The following is a 17,859-nucleotide window of genomic DNA, read 5'->3' as shown; positions in this document are numbered from 1 at the left end:
CCAATAATTTCTCATTCAAAAACACCAGCGTGCATCCTGGTTTCCTGCGACACATTTCCCGATGGAATCAACTTACATCGCCCTAATCGAAACTAACCAAACAATAAATCCAGAATTTTTTCATCTGCCTTTCTATTTTTTCCGATGTAAGGATAACAGTGGATATGGATCGCTGGATTGAAGTTGATTTCAATAATGCTGTAATTGGTATCGGTGGCTTCTTCCTCTAAAGAATCAATCATCATATCCACACCACATAGGACCGCTCCTGCAGCTTTAGCTGATTGAACGGCAAGTTCCTTATAGCTATTTGGCATTTCATCCGTAAAATCGATACTGTCTCCACCCGTGCTAATGTTCGAATTTTCTCTTAGATAGATAACCTCCCCTTGTTGGGGGATATCGTTCCAACTCATAGCATGATTTTTCAAAAACATCGCTTCTGCTTCCCCTAACTGAATTTTCTCAAGGGGAGTCTTATACCCTTTACCTCGAAGTGGGTCTTTATTTTTCTCATGAACAAGCTGTTCGATCGTGTGAACACCGTCACCGACGACATTTGCAGGCACACGATGCAGGACCCCTACAACTTGATCACCCATGACCAGAAAGCGATATTCTTTTCCTGTCATAAATTCCTCAAGAAGAACCGTTTGATCGTGAGTAAATGCGATTTCAAACGCTTTTTCCATATCCTCTCTCGAATAATCTTGATTGAAGATCGTAATGCCCAACCCAAAATTGGTTGATTTGGGCTTTATCACTATGGGATTACCGCGATAGGTTTCATAGGTGGACATTGCTTCATCCAAGCTCTGAAATGCTTCTCCTGACGGTACACGAATTCCATGTTGTTTGAGAACTTTTTTCGTAACCACCTTATTTTCCATCATTAACACCGTACTATAGGAGTCCAATGAAGTTTTCGTAGCTTGCTTCACATACTCTTGATGATTACCTTTTGAAAGTAATACAAAATTCTCGTCCCGATCCATCCACGTAAAGCGTATGCCGCGTTTAACCGCTGCCTTTAAGAGCAGTTGGGTTGATAATTCGAGATCCTCATACCCTGCAAAACGGTATCCGTTTTGCATACTGTCCTGGGCATATTTTTTCGCCTTTTCCAAATGGTATGTCAGATAGGATGATTTTTGAATGTCAGACTTCACCCTGGATGCAACATTCAGCTCCGTATGAAGAATCTTTTGCTTTTCATCGTCCAGAATGTGCTGAAAATCCTCATTTTTAGGAAACAAAAGCTGCACCATATCCTTCATTTCATCGATAACAGCAAGTGCCATTTCCTCCATCGTGAACTGACTATACTCCGGCTCGTTTAAATAACCTTTAATACCTTCCATAATCACCTGATCTTGGTTTTCTTCAGCTATCCTTTGATCTTCCTCATGGAAGGATTCATCTACTTTAAGCAGCATAAAGAGAATAAACAAATGTATAAAGTGCATGATTTCTTTACTTATTCCAATCTTGTGAAGTGGATTGATATCCATAAATCGAAGCTCTAAGTATGCTACCCCATCTTCCACAAGCTCCTGGCAGGGGTTGATCCCCTTAGCGGTTTTTAAGCGAACGGGGCTGTAAAATTCCTTTACGCTCAGTAATTCATTCTGTTGAATCAGCCTGTTTAAGTCATGAACGTACTCTTTGGCCGAATTAAAAGAAACATAATACGATTTTTCATTCCGATAGCCGCACATACTATTCCGAAGTGAGTTCATGATCGGAAAATAATAACTTTTATTGTCATGGGTATTCGCTAATTTAACACATTGCTCAATATAGGTATTGTCAAAAACAGGACTTGCCCCTGTTAAATAAATAAGCAGCCAACGGTACCTCATCAAGTTACGGGCTACTTTAAAGTAAATTGCATCTTTGAACTCCTTAAAGTCTTTGTGCAGCACCTGGGTATTATATAGTTTTGTAAGAAATTTCTCATCAAACGAGAAATTATAATGAATTCCGCTTAACAACTGTCTTTTACGACCATACTTATCCGCCAGTTCACTTCGATAATCGTCCGCAATGGGATCGCTCATGTTGGCAATAGGAATTTCTTTCTCTTCGGGCAGCATAGGAGGATTGCTGCTTGGCCACAAATATTCCCCTTCTAATTCCACAGAAACAATGTCTTGCAAGGCTTCCATGAAATGATAAGTCTCTTCAATCGACTCAAACGCGGGGGTTATTAGCTCGATTTGACTCTCTGAAAAATCAGTTTGAATATAAGGGTTATCCGTCTTATTCCCAAAGGCTTCTGGATGGGGTGTCAATGCAAGTTTTCCATCTTGATCGACCCGTACATTTTCTTTTTCTAAACCGAAATGACCCCGAAGTAGATCCTTTTGAAGTGTATGGTCTATTACAACCTGTATAAGTTCACGATTCAATAAATTCATCATGTATATGACCCCTTCATATTAATTGCATTCCGAAGTAGATGAGGCAGCAGGCATACAACAATCGTTGGCATTCGGAGCACTGCTAATTCCACACACGCCGGTCTCGGGCAGCTCTAATTCAACTTTTAGCGCGGATTCCATATCTCCATCGAGATATGCCGCAATGGATCTAACCTGTTCGTAGCCTGTTGCCATAAGGAAGGTTGGTGCCCGGCCATAACTTTTCATTCCAACGAGATAAAAGTTCTTGTCTACATGACGCAGCTCTTTTTCGCCATGGGGTCTTACGGTTCCGCAGCTGTGCACGTTGGGATCGATTAGGGGCGCAAGCGCTTCAACACTCTCCGTAGCAGGATCAATGCTAAGTCTAATCTCACTCAAGAATGAGAAATCCGGTCGGCTTCCTGTATTTACGATCATTTCGTCGATTTCTTGGATATCCTTAGTTTCGCCATTTACATTCCCCTTGATTGTCATTCTTCCATCGTTTTTGGAAAGCCCTTCGATCATGAATGGAGTAACCACTTGGATTTGGCCGGCATCAATCAGCTGGTGAATGTGGCTTCCAAGTGCTCCTCGTGCCTCTAATTGGTCATTCTCTTCCCCACCGTAAGCTTCTTCCACCGATTTCTTTCTCATCACCCAAATGATTTCCGTATCCGAATCCGTCTCTTTAAGCTTGGCTAGATCCAGTAATGTGTTGATCGCCGAATGCCCGCCTCCTACAACTGCTACACGTTTCCCTGTATACTTCTGCCTTTGTTCTCCTGATAAATCCGGAATTCCATAATAAATGCGATCTTTCAGATCACGCTCTTCACGTGTCCATATCCCGTCTGCATGCAGCGGATTCGAATGACCCCAAGTCCCGGAGGCATCGATCACCGCCCGTGCTTCAAACCGCTCGGTGGAGACGCTTGTTTCAACATATAGTACAAACGGCGCAGCTTCCCGATTTGCGGATTTCATTTTATCAATGTTCTTCTTCGTTATGGAGATGACTTTGGAATTCAACCTAATGTAAGGCTCTAGTTCAGGCAATTTTGCCACAGGCTCCAAATACTGATGAACCAACTCTTGACCAAGAGGCAAATCCGTTAGAACGGGAGGCTTCCACCCTTGATTGCGTAAAAGACGCTCAGCGGCTTTATCGAGGTTATACTTCCATGGTGAAAAAAGACGTACATGTCCCCATTGCAGGATGTTTTGACCAATGCTGGGCCCGGCTTCAAAAAGGATGAATTTTTGTCCTCTCTCCGCCAAGTGCGCTGCGGCTGCCAAGCCAATCGGACCGGCACCGATAATCGCGACCGGCAGATTATTGTTGTAGGAAGCATGCTCCTCCTTGACCGTTTCTTTAGTTTTAGTTGTTACCAGGGGTGTACAGCAAGATGTTGGAGCTACCTTAAATTCAATGTTTTTCATACATAAATCCTCCTGCATTTCTATTTATCAATTTTTTTTGATTTATTGACTAAATAAAGAAGAAATCTGTTTTAAACTATAAAAAAAACTTAATAACTTGTATTTTGCAACTATAAATCAAATTAGGATTACAGTAAAAAACCAACAGTTCTTGCGGATCTTATGAGCAGCATCCACTCTGCTTGGCATCCATTGTGCGGAAAATGCAGCACAAATCCGGTGAAAGCAGCCGGTTGACTACAGCATGATTTAATTCATAATAGCTCCAGGTTCCTCTGGTCTCGAGAGTGACCAATTGGGCATCGAGTAGGACTCTGAGATGATAGGATAGCTTAGACTGAGGAATTTCCATAATTTCCATCAGGTCACAGACGCAGACGCTTCCTTTTTGGCTGAGTTCATGCATGATTTTCAGTCTTTTCTGATCCGCCAATGCTTTGAACTTAGCCTCGTATTGGGTAAAATCAACAGTCTCGCTGGATCCCTGGATAACATTCAGTTCTTTGATCATAACCGTAACCTCCATTTAGCAGCAGCAACAAACAGCGGCTGGTTGTACAGTGATATGGGCCGAAGAGTTCATCGTCGTCATTGGACATTCCACCATCCATCAATTAATTTTGATGAATGAAGCATATCATGATGTAATTTCATATTCAAGAACTAAATCAAAATATTTTGATTTAATAATTATTCACCCAGCTTATTGAACTGCAAATCATTATATTATATGGATTAATATTTATTTGCATACTGCAAGTGTATGTTGTATAACTATGACAAGAGGTGATTTAGCAATGGAAAATGCTCGCGAGTTGTTTCAGATCATGACCCGAAGATTTGGTCTACTTAATAAAAACTGCTGCAGTGTTGGAGGAAACGATGTCACATTAGTACAAAGCCACATCCTATACGAAGTGGATCGGCAGCACAACCCTTCCATGCAACAGATTGCAGATACGCTTGGAACCGACATTACGACGTTTAGCAGACAGGTACAATCCCTAATCAAAATGAATTTAGTGAAAAAAACTCAGGATCCGCAGGACCGAAGAGTTTATACGCTGGCTCTTACGACGGAGGGAAAGTTTATAGCGACTACCATTGATCAACAAATGAATGACTACCTGAACGAAGTATTTTCGTATATGACCGAGTTCGAAAAAGAAACCGTGCTTCACTCCGTTAAGATTTTCAACGATGCAATGGCCAAATCCAGTAAATGCTGTGGCCCAATATCTGAATAAATAATTATGATTTATAGGGGGAACCAACAGTGAACACCACTTTGATTAGAGCAGCGGTCAATGACGATATGGAACGAATATTGAACATTTATAATCAAGGAATCGAGGATCGGATTGCAACCCTTGAAACGGATGTAAAGGATATTGCATATATGAATAACTGGTTCCAACAACACCAAGATCGTTACGCTGTCATTGTAGCCGAGTTCGCTGGCGATGTGATCGGCTGGGCTTCCCTCAACCCTTACTCGCAGCGATGTGCTTATGACGGTGTTGCCGACCTGTCCATATACATCGATCGGGCATTCAGAGGCCAAGGAATCGGAGGTTTGCTGCTTCAGCATCTTGAGGTAATTGCAAAGGAACAAAGGTTTTATAAAATCGTGTTGTTCACCTTTCCATTTAATCAAAACGGTCAAGGCCTATATCATAAACTGGGATACCGCGACGTCGGTGTTCTTGAAAACCAAGGCATCTTAGATGGAGAGTTCGTGGATGTCAAGATTATGGAGAAGTTATTGAACAAGGGGACAAATCCCTCGATTTCTTTCATCAGCAAAAATATTTGAATTTAATAAAAGGAGGCTGTCCCATAGAGACATGCCTCCTTGCTGAATACAACGCATAAGTTTGTTTTTACACCGATAATCCTGCCGCGACCGTCCGGTTACGCCCTTCCCCCTTCGCCCGGTATAACGCCATATCCGCCGCCTGGAATACGTCCTCTCGGTTCCTGCCATGTTCAGGATATAAGGATACGCCGATCGATACGGTAAGCGTTCCGGAATAAGGGATCGGGGAAATCAGGATCGCGCTGCGTATCCGCTCAGCGGTGAGGTATGCCTCGTCCTGGCTCCGCTCGCGAAGAAGAACGACAAATTCCTCCCCGCCAAAACGGGAGCATACCGCATCCGCTGGAACGCATTCCATCATGACGACTGCCACCAGCTTCAGGACCCGGTCGCCGGTTTGATGGCCATAAGTATCGTTTACGCTTTTAAAATGGTCAATGTCCAGCATTATAACGGCATATGGATCCCCGAGCGCTTCCCATGAATCAAGGCAGCGTTCCAGCTCTCGGCGATTGGACAGCCCCGTCAATGGATCCGTGATGGCTTCCTGCTGTAACGAAAGGGTCTGCTTGGCCAACGATTCGGCAGCAGCCCGCATAATCTGATTTAATTGATCCGCTTCCCGATTCCAATGCGGCCGGAATTCCTCGGAAGACACCGTTTGGCCAGCTGCTACCGATTTCGTTAATTTATACAGCCGGGTAAACGGAGCCGCAATTCTTGCAGCCGTATAGGCGGCTATGACCAGCATAAGCACGATCGGAAAAAGCATGCTTCTCAATTGGTCTTCCAAGTTGCGATTGACATCGGCCAGGATGGAACTTACCGACGTCTGCATGACAATCCCCCAGCCATTCATCGTAACGCTGGCATAACCGGCCAAATAATCGTCACCATGCGTATTCATGACGCGTTGCATGCCGCTCTCGCCGCCCATGAGCCGCTTCACCACGACATTAGAACTGACATCCTCACCTACCCGGCTTTTATCCAGATGATAGAGCAGAATCCCACCGGAATCCACGATGTAGGAGTAGGATTCTTCTTCATTCCCCGCACCGGAACCGAAGATCCGATGCAATATATTGTTTTCTTCCAAGTAGATTGTGCCGCCAATCATACCGTGATACTTGCCGGAGCTGTCAAAAATCGGCTCGCTCGCAAGGACAATCCAGCGTCCGGCAGGAGTTCTATACGGTGCAGATATATAGGACTTTCTATCCTGTAGCGCCTCCGTTTTTAATCGGGCCTGATTCAAATTATTCCCCACAGGAGAAACCACGCGAATGGTACCCGCTTGATCGGCCCAAAATACGGAGTTGAAGTAAGGGCTGCTCTGCAGCATCAGATCAAAAATGACCTGCAGCTCCTTCTGATCGGATGCCGCGCTGGCCTCAATAGCCGGATTGTTGGCAGAGGCGCGAAGACTTTGGCGCATCCCTGAGAAAAGAGCTTCAATGGTAACCGCCATTTTTTGTGCGGAGGATAAATTAAGGGACATGGTGTTGTTGTATAAGGATCGTTTCTCGTTTTTATACTGGATATAGAACATAATCGACATCGTCATGAGAATGGATAATGAAACCAGCGCAGGCATAACCATGGCTAGACTGATTTTGATGCGTTGTTTAGGTATGTTCACGGCGGCTGCTCCCCTACTCTTGATGAAAAATTTTGCCGGATGATTATACGATCTTTACATATTACTTCACAATCGTTTATGCGTCCATATATGGATGAAGCGTTTTGTGTTAAAGGCTGCGACTTGTCATGGAGTAACACGTACTTTATTTATCGCTTATCGCTTTATAACAAACATATGTTCGTTATACAATGTAGAGGAACAGTCTCCATTTTTGATAAGGATGTGATCTCACTTTGAACGACAACATATATGCAGAGGCAGACAACCATCTCCTCGGACAAAAAACCACCATCCCTGGCAAGCTTCTGCAGTCGATGCTCTGGAACAGGCACGATCTCCCCTCTCTGGAGCATGGCCGGCTCTATCGCCACCATACCGGGTTCACGCTCACCGGAATGGTCGTAGCCGGACTGGATGGCCGGCCGCTCCATTGCTCCTATGAGGTTGAAACCACCCGCAGTTGGCAGACCCGGAAGGTAAAGATTAAGCTCTCAAGCGGCACGGAAGTTCAGTCCCTTCACCTGGAGCGGGATGATGACGGCCGCTGGTGGAACGGCGATACTGAGCTCACCGGATTTGCCGGCATGACCGACATTGATCTCGGGATTACCCCTTCAACCAACCCCCTGCCGATCCGACGCTTGAAGCTGAAGCCTGGAGAGAGCACGTCCATGACGGCCGTCTGGATTCAGTTCCCGAGTCTAACCATTGCCCCCCTTCCCCAGCAATATACGCGTACGGGCGAGTATACCTACCGTTATGAGAGTAACCATGGTGCCTATCAAGCGGATTTGGAGGTTGACGAGCACGGCCTCGTCACGAGGTACGCCGACGTATGGAGCCGAGCTCGCTGAGCCCTGTGCGTCCATGTCCACCAGAAGGAGGATCCCTGTAACCGGACGAAAACAACAACCCGGAACCGTTCATTGCAGCATCATCTCGACCGTTACAAGCAAGCCTCACGCTCATTTTCGGAGAAAGTATCCATCGGCGAGAATTCGGTGATCGGCTACAATACTTATCGGCATGCCAAAAATCCCCTGCCGGGTCTGCTTAGACCTTGCAGGGGATTTTCATGCGCCTAATGTTCCTGAATCAATGAGGGACAAAGACTAGCTGCAGTACGAACAGCACCGCAAAAATATACATCAACGGGTGAACCGCCTTCCACTTGCCCTTGACGATTTTCATCAGTGGGTAAGAAATAAAACCGAGCGCGATCCCGGTCGCGATGCTGGACGTAAGCGGCATGGTCAGGATGACGAGAAACGCGGGGAACGCTTCATCAAAATCATTCCACCGGATGTGCTGAACGCTGCTCAGCATCAGGCAGCCCACTACGATGAGCGAGGGTGCCGTAATGGCGGACAATCCGGCAACTGCGCCGATCAGCGGACTGAAAAAGGCGGCAACCACGAACAACGCGGCAACGACGACCGCCGTCAATCCAGTCCGACCGCCTGCGCCAACGCCGGCTGCAGATTCAACATAAGCGGTGGTCGGGCTTGTCCCGACCATGGATCCGGCCACGGTTGCCACCGAATCGGAGAACATGGCACGTTCTGCACGAGGCAGCTTGTTATCCTTCATCAACCCCGCCTGCTCCGCCACACCAACTACCGTACCTGTGGTATCGAACAGCGTCACCAGGAGGAACGAGAACACAACGGCATAGAGCCCATGCCTGATCACATCCGAGGCAGCGGTAATCGGGTTCCATACCAGAATGCCTTCCGGCAGCACAGGAACCGACATAATTCCGCCCGAAAAGGACAGCATATCGGCAAAATAAGCAATAATGCCGGTAATAATCATACCGATAAACAAGGCACCCTTCACGTCGCGGGCCAGCAGCACAAGCGTAACCGCTAGTCCTACCAAGGCGAGCACAACCGATGGCTGGTGCAGATCGCCGAGCGCTACCAGATTGTCCGGATGCGCTGTAATAATGCCGCTCATCCGCAAACCGATAAAAGCAATAAACAGGCCGATACCGACCGTGATCGCATGCTTCAGATTCGCCGGGATCATCTCAATCAGCCTGCGCCGCAGGGAAGTCATCGATAACACCAGAAACAGAATACCGGCTATAAAGACGGCCGAGAAAGCTTCAATATACCCAAGTCCGGCATGTCCTTGAACTACGGAATAGGTGAAGTAGGCATTCAAGCCCATCCCCGGCGCCACAGCGATCGGGTAGCGGGCTACGAGCCCCATCAGCAGTGTACCAATCACAGCGGCAATAATCGTAGCCGTGAAGCTCTGCTCAAAAGGCACACCCGCTTGCGATAGAATCAGCGGATTCACAACGGTCACATACGCCATCGTGAAAAACGTCGTGGCCCCGGCAACAACTTCTGTCTTAACCGAGGTACCGTTAGCTTTTAAATCAAACACGAAAAATCCTCCATTCATGATGCTTGGCCTGGCTACGCGCCAGCCCCTTTTGGTAAGTTACGCATTATTTGATATACTCAAACACAAATGTATTGTAAATCTCTACATAGCATTTCGTCCTGAACTCGATAAAAATCTTGATTAGACAATCTATTCAAATCTTAAGGGACAGCAAATGACAGGAGGCTTGAAACGATGTGCGGACGCTTTACCCTCACGGTCACTTGGGAAGAACTGATGACCAGGTATCTCATCGATCCCGAATCGGTATCTCCCTTTCACATTCCCCGGTACAACATCGCTCCTACGCAGATGGTCACGGCGATTATTAACGACGGCAGCACCAACCGAATCGGTCAGCTGCAATGGGGGCTTGTCCCATCCTGGGCCAAGGATTCCTCGGCCGGAGCCAAAATGATCAATGCGCGCAGTGAAACGCTGGAAGACAAGCCTGCCTTTAGGATGCCCTTTTATCGGAAAAGATGCCTGATTCCTGCAGACGGCTTTTACGAATGGCAAAAAAACGACAATGGCAAGCAGCCCTTTCGCATCGGTTTGAGGAACGGTGAAATATTCAGCATGGCCGGTCTGTACGATACCTGGATCACCCCTAGCGGAGATAAGCTCAGCACTTGCACCGTCATCACCACCGCACCCAATCAACTTATGGAGCCGATCCATAACCGAATGCCGGTCATTCTGAGACCCGCAGACGAAGCCCTATGGCTTGAACGACAGACGTCTTCCCATACCAATGATAGCAGCCCTTCCTTCCTGCAATCCCTCAAAGAGCTTCTGAGGCCTTACCCCGCGGAGGAAATGCAGGCCGTACCGGTCAGCACCACCGTGAACTCCGTTAAAAATGACACGGAAGATTGCATCCGCTCCATTACGGGCAGCTAAAACTGTTGGAAAGGTTCGGGGTTCCTCTTCAAATTCAGCTTTTTCTCAACTTGCCGGTTGCTTTTCTATCGATTGGAACATAAATCAAAAACTCCATTTGCGGAAAAACGTCAGGAACGTTTCATCCCTGCACATCCCAAATCAAAAGCCCCTGCTCATAAGGAGAATACACTCCCGAGAGGGGCTTCTTCTATGCAAAGTCAATCCTTGATGTCATCCAATTGTTATCGAAACATCCCCCACAGCTTGATCAAATGGAAGGTGTTGTTCGGATCGATGCGCTGTGCAAGCACGAATTGAACCATTTGCTGCTCCTGCGTGGAGCTCAGCTTTTCATTCAAGATGCCGCTGGCAGTCCGGATCAATTGATGGACTTTTGCGCTATTTTGAAGATCTGCCTTGGTCAACCCCTGAGTCAGCCCTTTAATTCTGTCCTTGACCGCCGGGTTTTTCATTTTTAGCTTGATTCGTTCTACCAGCTGCGGACTAATCCCGTACTGCTGATAACTCAATGTTGAAGCACCTCCAGTCATAAATGCTGCTACCTTTTTTGAGTATATGACGAAGGTCTGTCCATTGTGCCAACAGATTCATGTCATTAATCCATGATATCGCCCTGAAAGATCTTCTCCTGCTGCAAAAAGTCGCGCAATGGCTCATATTCAGGAGACGTCCAGAAGGAACTGTCGCTGACAAGAGCCGCTGCATCGCCCCTGGCCTCCTCCACTACTTTGAAGTCGGCGACCATGTCGGCCAGCCGGAATTCCGGCAGTCCGCTCTGCTTCGTACCGAAAAAGTCGCCAGGGCCCCGAAGCTCCAAATCCCTCCGGGATACCTCGAAGCCGTCCTCGGTTTCGGTCATAACCTGCATCCGCTCCTGACCCACTTCCGATTTCGGATCGGCCACAAGCACGCAATAGGATGCATGCTGCCCACGGCCAACGCGGCCCCGAAGCTGGTGCAGCTGGGACAGACCGAAGCGATCGGCATCCATAATGATCATCAGGGTTGCGTTCGGCACATCGACGCCAACCTCAACGACCGTCGTGGAAATCAACAGCTGGACCTCATTGCTGTAGAATTGGCGCATGACCTCATCCTTCTCGGCAGGCGTCATACGGCCGTGCAGCAGCCCCACAGCATATGCAGGAAAGGCCTGCTGCATCTGGACATGCAAATCGATCGCATTCTGAACGTCCAGCTTGTCCGATTCTTCAATCAAAGGAGCAATCAGATATGCCTGACGTCCTTGATTTACTTCCCGGGAAATAAATCCGAGCACACGGTCCATGAGTTCATGTTTGACCCAATAGGTCGTAATGGGAATACGACCTTTCGGACGCTCTGACAGCGTGGATACATCCATATCGCCAAAGGCGGTAATTGCCAGCGTCCGTGGAATCGGCGTCGCCGTCATCGTGAGCACATCCGGGTTATAGCCTTTACGGCGGAGTACGCTTCGCTGATTCACGCCAAAACGGTGCTGCTCGTCCGTCACGACGAGTCCCAGCTCCCGGAAGTACACATCATCCTGGATGAGAGCATGGGTACCCACGACAACGTCCGTCAACCCCATCTGTAAGGAAGCCAGCAGGTCTTTACGCTTCTTCCCCGTTACGCTGCCTGTCAACAGGCCCACAGTAATGCCAAAAGGCTCAAACAGCTTCTGCAAGGAACGCATATGCTGTTCGGCAAGAATCTCTGTCGGCACCATCAAGGCCCCTTGAAAGCCTGAGCGTACCGTTGTAAACAGAGCGATGGCGGCAACAATCGTTTTTCCCGAACCGACGTCTCCTTGAAGCAAGCGGTTCATGCAGTAAGGGGAGCGCATATCATGCAAAATCTCCAGCTCCACCTTCTTCTGCGCATCGGTAAGCTCAAACGGGAAGCTGCGCACGAACTCCCGGATTGTTGCATTGTCAGCCGTATGTACAACACCGTCCATCCGACTCCGGTTCAGCGCGCGGAACGCCTGCATTTTCAATTGGAACAAGAAGAGCTCCTCGTACACCATCCGGCGCCGTCCTTCCTGACCTTCCCGGGAATCGACAGGCTGATGAATCGTCATAATCGCCGCTTTACGGGGCATCAGATCATATTTCCTTAGCAGGGATTGCGGCAAAATCTCGGGGATCATTTCCCCGTATTGCTCCAATGCCTGTCCCATCGTTTTTCGGATCCAGGATTGCGTGATCTTCCCGCCGATGGAATACACCGGCTGCAGCGTTCCGCTGCGAAAGGCTCCCTTATCCGGGAACTCGGATTCGGACACCGTAAGCTGCATTCTGCGCTGATCCCATTTGCCCGTCAGCACGATCTCCCGGCCGGCCGTAAGCTGGTCCTTCAGAAAATGCCGGTTAAACCAGGTCGCGGTGAACATCCAGTTTTCGGCCAGCATTTTGCAGGTGAGACGGGATTTACGCCCGTAGCGCTGCAGTACCGGCACGCTGGCGATCTTGGCTTGAATGGTAATTTTGTCTCCGTCCTTGACTTCACTCAGGGAACGGAGCCGGTAATCCTCATACCGGAAAGGGTAATACTCCAAAAGATCCTTGACCGTAGAGACGCCAAAGGCGTGAAGCTCCCCCTCTTTCAGGGCGCTCACGCCGTTGATCTGTCTGACGGATATTTGATCGAGTTTGAGACTCATATCATCTACCTCACTTAAGCAGGCCATATATATGCTGCAATGGTTCCCGGTCCAACGTGCGTGCCGATAACCGGACCGATCTCGGAGAACACCGTTTCCTCGATCATAAACACAGCGGACAGCTGCTGCAGAAAATCCTCAACCTGAGCAGGGTCAGCTGTATGACCCACAGCCACTTTAATATTTTTCACACCGGATAGATCCTGTTGAAACAGCTCAATGATTTTGGCCGTCGCTTTCTTGCGACCGCGCACCTTGTCTACCGGAAAGATAATCCCTTCGCCGTCAATGGACAGGATCGGCTTAATGTTAAGCAGGGTTCCAAGTACAGCCGAAGCCTTGCCAATTCGCCCACCCTTCTGCAAATACTCCAGCGTGTCTACCAGGAAGTAGAGACGGCGCTTGGAGCGAAGATCCTCAAGCGACGAAATAATATCTGGAACAGCCGCACCTGCTTGTGCGAGCTTCGCTGCATGAACCACGAATAGTCCGAAACCGTAGGACGCCGATTTGGAATCCCATACGGTGATATCCGCTTCTCCTTCGATTAGAGAGGTTGCAAGCAATGCGGACTGATACGTTCCACTCAAGCCGGATGAGATGTGAATGGACACAATGGAGCAGCCGGGTTGCTGTTCCAGAATGGACTCATACACAGCTACAAAATCTGCGGGTGAAGGCTGGGAGGTCGTTGGAAGCTGGGGCGATTGCACCAGCTTTTTGTAGAACTCTCCCGGGGTAATTTCGACTCCGTCCAAATACGTATCTTCCCCGAACATAAGTCTCAGCGGCACAATATGAATGTTGTGTTGCTTCGCCAGGTCTGCCGGAATATCCGCTGTGCTGTCTGTCACAATAACGGTCTTATTCACCGGAACCCCTCCTAAAATGTACCTTGCATAATGTCAAAGCGTTGTTTATCAAGACTCAACGGAGAACAGATAGGAATAGATCGGCTGTCCGCCGTAGTGTACCTCAACCTCTGCGTTAGGGTACTGCTCGCCGAGCCACTCCGTGAGTGCGTTGGTCGATTCTTCGCTTGCGTCCGCCCCTGTAAGCAGAGTCACGATTTCATCGCCGGACTCCAGCATTTTACCCAGCAAATCTTGGGAGGTCGTAATCAAATCCTCATTCGCTGCAACGATATTGGAATTGCGAATGCCGATGAATTGACCGGCCTTGATCTCCAGATCATCAATCGTTGTGTCCCGAACAGCATAGGTTACCTGACCTGATTGCACACGAGTGATCGCATCCAGCATGTTGTCGGTATTCATATCCGCATTCTCATCTTCCTGGAAAGCAAATGCAGCCGCGATCCCCTGCGGAATCGTCTTGCTCGGAATGACCGTTACACTGCGCTCGCCTTCGAGAAGCTCTCTCGCCTGCTGGGCAGCCAGCACGATGTTGGAGTTGTTCGGCAAAATGTAAATCTGCTGAGCCGAGATCGAAGAAATCGCATTGACAAAATCCTCGGTGCTCGGGTTCATCGTCTGTCCTCCGGAGAGAACGACGTCAACGCCCAGACTTTTGAATATGTCAGAGATGCCTTCCCCTGACGATACTGCAATGAACCCGTACGGTGCGATCTCGTCTGCCGGAGGAACAGCCGGAGCTTCCGGTGTTACGGTCTCTGCCGGAATATCCGCAAACAACTCGGGCATCGGTGCGATGTCCATTCCCGTTGTCAGCAAATCACGGTGCTGCTCGCGCATATTCAATATATGAATCTGGGTGATTTCTCCATACAGTAATGCCAGGTTCAACACTTCGCCTGGAGCTTTGGAATGCACATGAACTTTGATGGTCTCGTCATCGGCGATAACAATGATGGAATCTCCATTCACTGCAAGCGCTTTCCGGAACTTATCTTCATCAAAGTCTGCGCCCGTTCCTTCCCCAAGCTGCCTATTAATAAAGAATTCCATGTCATATAAAAATTCAATGTCCTCTGTGGATAGTCTGGACTGGGCAGAGGCCGGAGCTTGAACCGCCGAGAAGTCAGGAACCGCTTGGAAGGCTGGTGCCATGCTGCTCTGTTCAGCTTGTCCTTCCGCAACAGCAAACGATCCGGACGGAGCGTCTTTTCTTAGCACCTGCAAGAAACCTTCATAAATGTAAACCAGGCCCTGGCCACCCGAATCCACAACGCCAACCTGCTTCAGAACAGGGAGCATATCAGGCGTCTGGGACAGTGTTTCTTTGGCTTTGGCCAACACCTGCTCCATCAATTCCACGATATCGTTGTTGCGGCGGGAGAAATAGACCGCATGCTTGGCCGCTTCTTTAGCTACGGTAAGGATGGTGCCTTCAACAGGCTTCACGACAGCTTTATACGCAGCTTCTACGCCTGTCTGCAGCGCTGCGGCGAATTGATGAGAATTTAGTTCTGTATAAGGTGCCGCATATCGGCTGAAACCGCGGAACAGCTGGGACAGAATAACCCCCGAGTTCCCTCTGGCTCCCATCAGAAGCCCCTTGGATAGCACACCGGCACTATGCCCGACGGACTCCGAGTACTTACTCTTCAGTTCTGCCACACCTGCAGTCATCGTCAAATTCATGTTGGTCCCCGTATCGCCGTCCGGCACCGGGAACACATTCAGGGAATTGACGTGTTCTGCATGCTGCTGCAGCTGCTCCGCTCCGGCTAGGACCATCGCGGTAAATTCTGTTCCATTCAAAGAACGCTTACTCAATGAGAATTCCCCTTCCTGGCTTGATACCCATAACACTTCTTGTCGTAAATTTCATATCTATTTCATAGCTTATAGCTGACGAAATGCCCAAGCAGTAAATAAAAGACTTATCATGATTAATGGATCATAAATCTATGATGGGCTATCCTCTCGTCCTCTACGCTTTGCGGCGGTTCCCAAGCTTCTTGAGAGCCATGCCGACCAGCCCACGAACTATTTCTTCGGAAATATTATGGACTAATCAACATTGTACTATAATGGCAAAGAGAAATAAATGTTTTTAGGACAGTTGACGGAGCAATTTTTACTGTGATATTATATTTAAGTATTGTTTCATGCAGGGTTAGGAACAAGGAGGTGTAATGAATGGCTCGCAAATGTTATGTAACTGGCAAGAAACCAAGCAGTGGTAACCATGTTTCTCACGCTAACAATCACAACAAGCGTTCTTGGGGTGTCAACGTTCAAAAGGTTCGCATTTTGGTGGATGGCAAGCCAAAACGTGTATACGTCAGCACTCGCGCTTTGAAATCCGGTAAAGTGACTCGCGTATAATCATCTTGTGTTATATGAAGAAAAACTTCTTAATCTCCAGGCACCATTTGTGGGCGATCCGGGACAAGGAAGTTTTTCTTGCGTTTAGATACATATTCTCCTTCTAAACAAAAAGCACCCTGAGCAGTTAGCAGGTGCTTTTTTTATTTAGATATAAGAAAGATGAAAGAGCATAACTTCCGCTTTCTTATATCGCAAGAAAAACTTCCGGTCGAACGCGGTCTGTCCTCGATAAGTACGTCGCTAGACACTCTTCTTTTGATATAAGAAAGCGAAGGAGAACTATCGCGCATTTTGGCTTTCTTATACCGCAAGAAAAACCTCCGCATGCAGCTGCGGTATGTCCTCCATGCGCTCTATCGGAGTGTTCTTGCCTCTTTCCCCAGAACCGGCTAGGCGGCGTCAGTCCCAGGCGGAGGTTTTGTTACGCCGGGACAAGCTGTCAGCTCTTGTGAAACGTATTTAAGATGGCCTTCACAAAACCTCCCAAAAACTTCGGCAGCTTGAACGTATAGAATTTCATGTCTCACCCTCCCCATCATTCTCATGCCTTCCTAGATTATGTTATGCACCAAGCCCATAGATGTGAACACAGACAAAAAAGGCTACATGAGAACCCAGCTCATGTAACCATATTTATGCGGGAAACCCGCGCCCTATGCATCCCGTTGTTCACGTTCTGGTCAAGATGTTACGCTGTCGCGGATTTTTGCAATAGCTGCCGCGCGATCCGGCTTGCCGAATACGGCGCTGCCCGCAACCAGGACATCCGCTCCCGCTTCCACCACAAGCGGCGCTGTCTCCGCTGTAATGCCGCCATCCACTTCAATATGGATGCTCGGGTTGTCGGAGTTTGAAATCCATTCACGCAGCTGCGAGATCTTGTTTATGGTCCGCTCGATGAAAGCCTGTCCGCCAAATCCAGGATTCACGGTCATTACCAGGACCAAGTCCAAGTCAGGGAGCACTTCCTGAAGGACATGGGCCGGCGTAGCCGGATTGATCGCGACGCCTGCCTTCACGCCAAACTCTTTGATCAGATGGATGACCCGATGAAGATGCGGGCAGGTCTCGGCATGAACGGTGATCAGGTCAGCTCCAGCCTTGACGAAGTCCGCAATATACAGCTCCGGCTGTTCAATCATCAGATGCACGTCAAGCGTCAGGCTCGTATGAGGCCTGATGGCTTGGACGATCGGTGGGCCCAGCGTAATATTAGGTACAAAGTGTCCGTCCATGACATCCACATGAATCCAATCGGCTCCGCCGGCCTCGGCTTCCTTAATTTCTTGTCCCAGCTTCGCAAAATCCGCTGACAATATGGATGGGGCAATTTTTATCAT

16 protein-coding genes are annotated in these 17,859 nt (G+C 48.3%); 5 read left to right on the top strand and 11 right to left on the bottom strand.

Annotated features, from left to right (window positions below):
- Positions 1-92 precede the first annotated feature (92 nt).
- The 3 genes from gshAB to AC0VZ8_RS10160 form a co-directional block, all read right to left on the bottom strand.
- Entirely contained in the window at positions 93-2,423 is a 2,331-nt protein-coding gene (gene gshAB, locus AC0VZ8_RS10170) for a bifunctional glutamate--cysteine ligase GshA/glutathione synthetase GshB (RefSeq protein WP_071223718.1), read from the bottom strand.
- 18 nt (positions 2,424-2,441) lie between these two features.
- Positions 2,442-3,848 carry an FAD-dependent oxidoreductase gene (locus AC0VZ8_RS10165; protein WP_475486759.1) on the bottom strand — a complete coding sequence of 469 codons (1,407 nt, stop codon included), beginning with the start codon at positions 3,846-3,848 and terminating at the stop codon, positions 2,442-2,444.
- Between the two features lie 160 nt (positions 3,849-4,008).
- Positions 4,009-4,359 carry an ArsR/SmtB family transcription factor gene (locus tag AC0VZ8_RS10160; RefSeq protein ID WP_475486758.1) on the bottom strand — a complete coding sequence of 117 codons (351 nt, stop codon included), beginning with the start codon at positions 4,357-4,359 and terminating at the stop codon, positions 4,009-4,011.
- A gap of 286 nt (positions 4,360-4,645) precedes the next feature.
- On the opposite strand from AC0VZ8_RS10160, the gene AC0VZ8_RS10155 reads away from it, so the two are divergent.
- Together AC0VZ8_RS10155 and AC0VZ8_RS10150 are read left to right on the top strand one after the other, a co-directional pair.
- The gene (locus AC0VZ8_RS10155; protein WP_475486757.1) at positions 4,646-5,095 is read left to right on the top strand and encodes a MarR family winged helix-turn-helix transcriptional regulator; all 450 of its coding nucleotides are present in this window, start codon (positions 4,646-4,648) and stop codon (positions 5,093-5,095) included.
- 29 nt (positions 5,096-5,124) lie between these two features.
- On the top strand, positions 5,125-5,664 hold the full coding sequence (locus AC0VZ8_RS10150) for an arsinothricin resistance N-acetyltransferase ArsN1 family A (RefSeq protein ID WP_475486756.1): 540 nt from the start codon (positions 5,125-5,127) through the stop codon (positions 5,662-5,664).
- Between the two features lie 67 nt (positions 5,665-5,731).
- Here the strand turns inward: AC0VZ8_RS10150 and AC0VZ8_RS10145 are convergent, their stop codons facing one another.
- Complete coding sequence (locus AC0VZ8_RS10145; RefSeq protein WP_475486755.1) at positions 5,732-7,309, bottom strand: sensor domain-containing diguanylate cyclase; 1,578 nt, start codon at positions 7,307-7,309, stop codon at positions 5,732-5,734.
- A gap of 236 nt (positions 7,310-7,545) precedes the next feature.
- On the opposite strand from AC0VZ8_RS10145, the gene AC0VZ8_RS10140 reads away from it, so the two are divergent.
- Complete coding sequence (locus AC0VZ8_RS10140; RefSeq protein WP_475486754.1) at positions 7,546-8,166, top strand: putative glycolipid-binding domain-containing protein; 621 nt, start codon at positions 7,546-7,548, stop codon at positions 8,164-8,166.
- A 241-nt stretch (positions 8,167-8,407) separates the two neighbouring features.
- Here AC0VZ8_RS10140 and AC0VZ8_RS10135 read toward each other — a convergent pair whose 3' ends face one another.
- Positions 8,408-9,709: an NCS2 family permease gene (locus AC0VZ8_RS10135; protein WP_475486753.1), complete on the bottom strand. Its 1,302-nt coding sequence runs from the start codon at positions 9,707-9,709 to the stop codon at positions 8,408-8,410.
- Between the two features lie 195 nt (positions 9,710-9,904).
- Here AC0VZ8_RS10135 and AC0VZ8_RS10130 point away from each other — a divergent pair, with 195 nt between their 5' ends.
- On the top strand, positions 9,905-10,612 hold the full coding sequence (locus AC0VZ8_RS10130; protein WP_475486752.1) for an SOS response-associated peptidase: 708 nt from the start codon (positions 9,905-9,907) through the stop codon (positions 10,610-10,612).
- A gap of 224 nt (positions 10,613-10,836) precedes the next feature.
- Here AC0VZ8_RS10130 and AC0VZ8_RS10125 read toward each other — a convergent pair whose 3' ends face one another.
- The 4 genes from AC0VZ8_RS10125 to AC0VZ8_RS10110 form a co-directional block, all read right to left on the bottom strand.
- Entirely contained in the window at positions 10,837-11,124 is a 288-nt protein-coding gene (locus AC0VZ8_RS10125; RefSeq protein WP_071223709.1) for a stage VI sporulation protein F, read from the bottom strand.
- A gap of 86 nt (positions 11,125-11,210) precedes the next feature.
- Positions 11,211-13,262 (bottom strand): ATP-dependent DNA helicase RecG, encoded by a 2,052-nt coding sequence (gene recG, locus AC0VZ8_RS10120; RefSeq protein ID WP_071223708.1) that lies wholly within the window; start codon positions 13,260-13,262, stop codon positions 11,211-11,213.
- Between the two features lie 14 nt (positions 13,263-13,276).
- The gene (locus tag AC0VZ8_RS10115) at positions 13,277-14,134 is read right to left on the bottom strand and encodes a DegV family protein (protein ID WP_475486751.1); all 858 of its coding nucleotides are present in this window, start codon (positions 14,132-14,134) and stop codon (positions 13,277-13,279) included.
- 48 nt (positions 14,135-14,182) lie between these two features.
- Positions 14,183-15,961, bottom strand: coding sequence for a DAK2 domain-containing protein (locus tag AC0VZ8_RS10110; RefSeq protein WP_475486750.1), 1,779 nt, complete (start codon positions 15,959-15,961; stop codon positions 14,183-14,185).
- 366 nt (positions 15,962-16,327) lie between these two features.
- On the opposite strand from AC0VZ8_RS10110, the gene rpmB reads away from it, so the two are divergent.
- The gene (gene rpmB / locus AC0VZ8_RS10105) at positions 16,328-16,516 is read left to right on the top strand and encodes a 50S ribosomal protein L28 (protein WP_006209230.1); all 189 of its coding nucleotides are present in this window, start codon (positions 16,328-16,330) and stop codon (positions 16,514-16,516) included.
- A gap of 442 nt (positions 16,517-16,958) precedes the next feature.
- Here the strand turns inward: rpmB and spoVM are convergent, their stop codons facing one another.
- Together spoVM and rpe are read right to left on the bottom strand one after the other, a co-directional pair.
- A complete protein-coding gene (spoVM, locus tag AC0VZ8_RS10100; RefSeq protein ID WP_034273235.1) occupies positions 16,959-17,039 on the bottom strand; it encodes a stage V sporulation protein SpoVM in 81 nt (26 codons plus the stop codon).
- 160 nt (positions 17,040-17,199) lie between these two features.
- Positions 17,200-17,859: a ribulose-phosphate 3-epimerase gene (rpe, locus tag AC0VZ8_RS10095; RefSeq protein WP_071223956.1), complete on the bottom strand. Its 660-nt coding sequence runs from the start codon at positions 17,857-17,859 to the stop codon at positions 17,200-17,202.

It is taken from the genome of Paenibacillus sp. QJM3NY_38 (assembly GCF_056173265.1).
The sequence above is the reverse complement of the archived record's forward strand: the minus strand, read 5'-3'. Positions and strand labels throughout refer to the sequence as shown.

What these genes read in the sequence shown, in the direction of transcription:
- gshAB (WP_071223718.1), bottom strand. Translation starts at nt 2,423, where the DNA reads ATGATGAATTTATTGAATCGTGAACTTATACAGGTTGTAATAGACCAT.
- AC0VZ8_RS10165 (WP_475486759.1), bottom strand. Translation starts at nt 3,848, where the DNA reads ATGAAAAACATTGAATTTAAGGTAGCTCCAACATCTTGCTGTACACCC.
- AC0VZ8_RS10160 (WP_475486758.1), bottom strand. Translation starts at nt 4,359, where the DNA reads ATGATCAAAGAACTGAATGTTATCCAGGGATCCAGCGAGACTGTTGAT.
- AC0VZ8_RS10155 (WP_475486757.1), top strand. Translation starts at nt 4,646, where the DNA reads ATGGAAAATGCTCGCGAGTTGTTTCAGATCATGACCCGAAGATTTGGT.
- AC0VZ8_RS10130 (WP_475486752.1), top strand. Translation starts at nt 9,905, where the DNA reads ATGTGCGGACGCTTTACCCTCACGGTCACTTGGGAAGAACTGATGACC.
- recG (WP_071223708.1), bottom strand. Translation starts at nt 13,262, where the DNA reads ATGAGTCTCAAACTCGATCAAATATCCGTCAGACAGATCAACGGCGTG.
- rpmB (WP_006209230.1), top strand. Translation starts at nt 16,328, where the DNA reads ATGGCTCGCAAATGTTATGTAACTGGCAAGAAACCAAGCAGTGGTAAC.
- spoVM (WP_034273235.1), bottom strand. Translation starts at nt 17,039, where the DNA reads ATGAAATTCTATACGTTCAAGCTGCCGAAGTTTTTGGGAGGTTTTGTG.
- rpe (WP_071223956.1), bottom strand. Translation starts at nt 17,859, where the DNA reads ATGATAAAAATTGCCCCATCCATATTGTCAGCGGATTTTGCGAAGCTG.